Source organism: Kitasatospora sp. NPDC059973, from assembly GCF_042737525.1.
GTDB lineage: Bacteria > Actinomycetota > Actinomycetes > Streptomycetales > Streptomycetaceae > Kitasatospora.
This window is the reverse complement of sequence record NZ_JBHWUI010000357.1, coordinates 1-1,800: the sequence shown is the minus strand read 5'-3', so window position 1 is coordinate 1,800 and position 1,800 is coordinate 1. Positions and strand designations below refer to the sequence as shown.

At 67.5% G+C, this 1,800-nt stretch carries 2 protein-coding genes, 1 tRNA gene and 1 pseudogene; 1 reads left to right on the top strand and 3 read right to left on the bottom strand.

Annotated features, from left to right (window positions below; all coding sequences use genetic code 11):
• Positions 1–25: 25 nt before the first annotated feature.
• From ACFWA9_RS39090 to ACFWA9_RS39080, 3 genes and pseudogenes are all read right to left on the bottom strand, one after another.
• A complete protein-coding gene (locus ACFWA9_RS39090; RefSeq protein ID WP_380394346.1) occupies positions 26–622 on the bottom strand; it encodes a helix-turn-helix domain-containing protein in 597 nt (198 codons plus the stop codon).
• A 42-nt stretch (positions 623–664) separates the two neighbouring features.
• Positions 665–811: pseudogene (locus ACFWA9_RS39085) on the bottom strand (helix-turn-helix domain-containing protein); the annotation flags it as partial.
• A gap of 99 nt (positions 812–910) precedes the next feature.
• Positions 911–994 (bottom strand) — tRNA-Leu (locus ACFWA9_RS39080).
• Positions 995–1,056: 62 nt separating this feature from the next.
• On the opposite strand from ACFWA9_RS39080, the gene ACFWA9_RS39075 reads away from it, so the two are divergent.
• Entirely contained in the window at positions 1,057–1,746 is a 690-nt protein-coding gene (locus tag ACFWA9_RS39075; protein ID WP_380394343.1) for an ANTAR domain-containing response regulator, read from the top strand.
• The last annotated feature ends 54 nt before the right edge of the window (positions 1,747–1,800 follow it).

Sequence of the window (1,800 nt, the reverse complement as noted above, 5' to 3'; positions counted from 1 at the left end):
GCGCTCCCGGGGGAGCGCGCCGCCATCAGTACTTGGGGCCGATGTGGGCGTCCATGAGGGCGACGGAGGCCTTGCGGGCGATGGAGACGTTGACCTGGCCGGTGGGGCGGGGGACGGAGGTCTTCCACCGCACGCCGACGGCGTCGAGGGTCGAGGTGAGGAGGGCGACGATGTCGGTCGAGGTGTTGGTGAAGAAGTAGCGCGGGTATTCGTGGCGGCGGACGACACCGTTGACGGTGCGGGTCGCCCAGTTGGTGATGCGGCAGCCGTCGGAGTGGATCAGGCCGCGCAGGAACTCCCACGGGTGGGCTTCGACGATCTCCTGTTGCCAGGGCCGCAGGGCGATGAGGCGCTCGTGCTTCTTACCGGCGCCGTGCTGGGGGAAGTAGCAGGTCAGGTGCTGGGAGTACAGCTTCACGTCGTGGGAGCCGGTTCGGCGGACGCGGCACGGTTTGTTGTGCGGCATCACTTCGCGCATGGCCTTCTCGGCGGAATCCATGATTCCCGGCCAGTTGTCGTCGCAGGAGATGGACAGGCTCGCCGTGCGGTGCTGCTCGGGCCGGCTGATGTGGCCGTCACCCAGATAGAGGCCGAGCAGGTAAGCGTAGGCGGAGCGGTTCATCTCGTCTCCGTGGCAGTGGACGCAGGTCGACCGCTTGCGCCCGGGAAGCGTGCCGTGCTTGGCACGATCTTCGTGTTTCCACCAGGAGACGGTGCCGGGTGGGACGCCGAGCCTCCGTGCTACGTCGGTGTTGCGGACGCCTTGGCGAAGGAGACGGACGGCTTGTTCGCGCACTGAGGGCGGAGTCATGTCGCTCAGCGTGTGTGCTGCCCGGGTGACATCGGGGAGAATCCGCGACCATCCACCGGATCCGGTGAATTCCTCATTCAGCGGGAATACCGCGTGAAGTGCCGGGTGCGGGATTCGAACCCGCATGTCCTTTCGGACAGATGTGTTTGAGACATCCGCGTAAGCCTATTCCGCCAACCCGGCCGGGTGCGACTGCGACAGCATACCGCGTGCGCGTCCGCGGGTGGGTGTAGGTACCCTCATTGATGCAGTACCCCGCCGGAACGAGGAGCCCCGTGAGCACCGCCGACGAGCAGGCAGAGCCGCTTGAGACCGACATGCCCCAGATCACCCGAATTGTGATCGCCGAGGACGAGGCGTTGATCCGCCTCGACCTGAAGGAGATGCTCGAAGAGGAGGGGTACACGGTCGTCGGCGAGGCCGGGGACGGGGCGACGGCGCTGAAGCTGGTCGAGGAGCTGCGGCCCGACCTGGCGATCCTGGACGTGAAGATGCCCGTCCTGGACGGGCTCTCCGCCGCCGAGCAGATCCACGAGGCGCACCTGGCGCCCGTGCTGATGCTGACCGCGTTCTCGCAGCGCGAGCTGGTGGACCGGGCGCGGGACGCGGGCGCGATGGCGTACATCGTGAAGCCGTTCAGCAAGAGCGACCTGGTCCCCGCGATCGAGATGGCCGTCTCCCGGTACACCGAGATGCGGACGCTGGAGGAGGAGATCCAGGACCTCACCCAGCGGCTGGAGACCCGGAAGCTGGTGGACCGGGCGAAGAGCGTGCTGCAGACCAAGTTCGGGCTGAACGAGCCGGCCGCGTTCCGGTGGATCCAGAAGACCTCGATGGACCGTCGGATGACGATGGCCGCGGTCGCGGAGGCCGTGATCGAAGAGGGCGAGGCCCAGGACAAGAAGAAGGCCGACGAGGCCAAGGGCGAGCAGTAGCGGCCCGTGGGCCGACAGGCACGTGGAAGGGCCCGGCAGCGCACGCTGCCGGGC

Bases quoted from the DNA above. Each gene is read 5' to 3' on its own strand.
- ACFWA9_RS39090 (WP_380394346.1), bottom strand. From the start codon at position 622: ATGAACCGCTCCGCCTACGCTTACCTGCTCGGCCTCTATCTGGGTGAC.
- ACFWA9_RS39075 (WP_380394343.1), top strand. From the start codon at position 1,057: ATGCAGTACCCCGCCGGAACGAGGAGCCCCGTGAGCACCGCCGACGAG.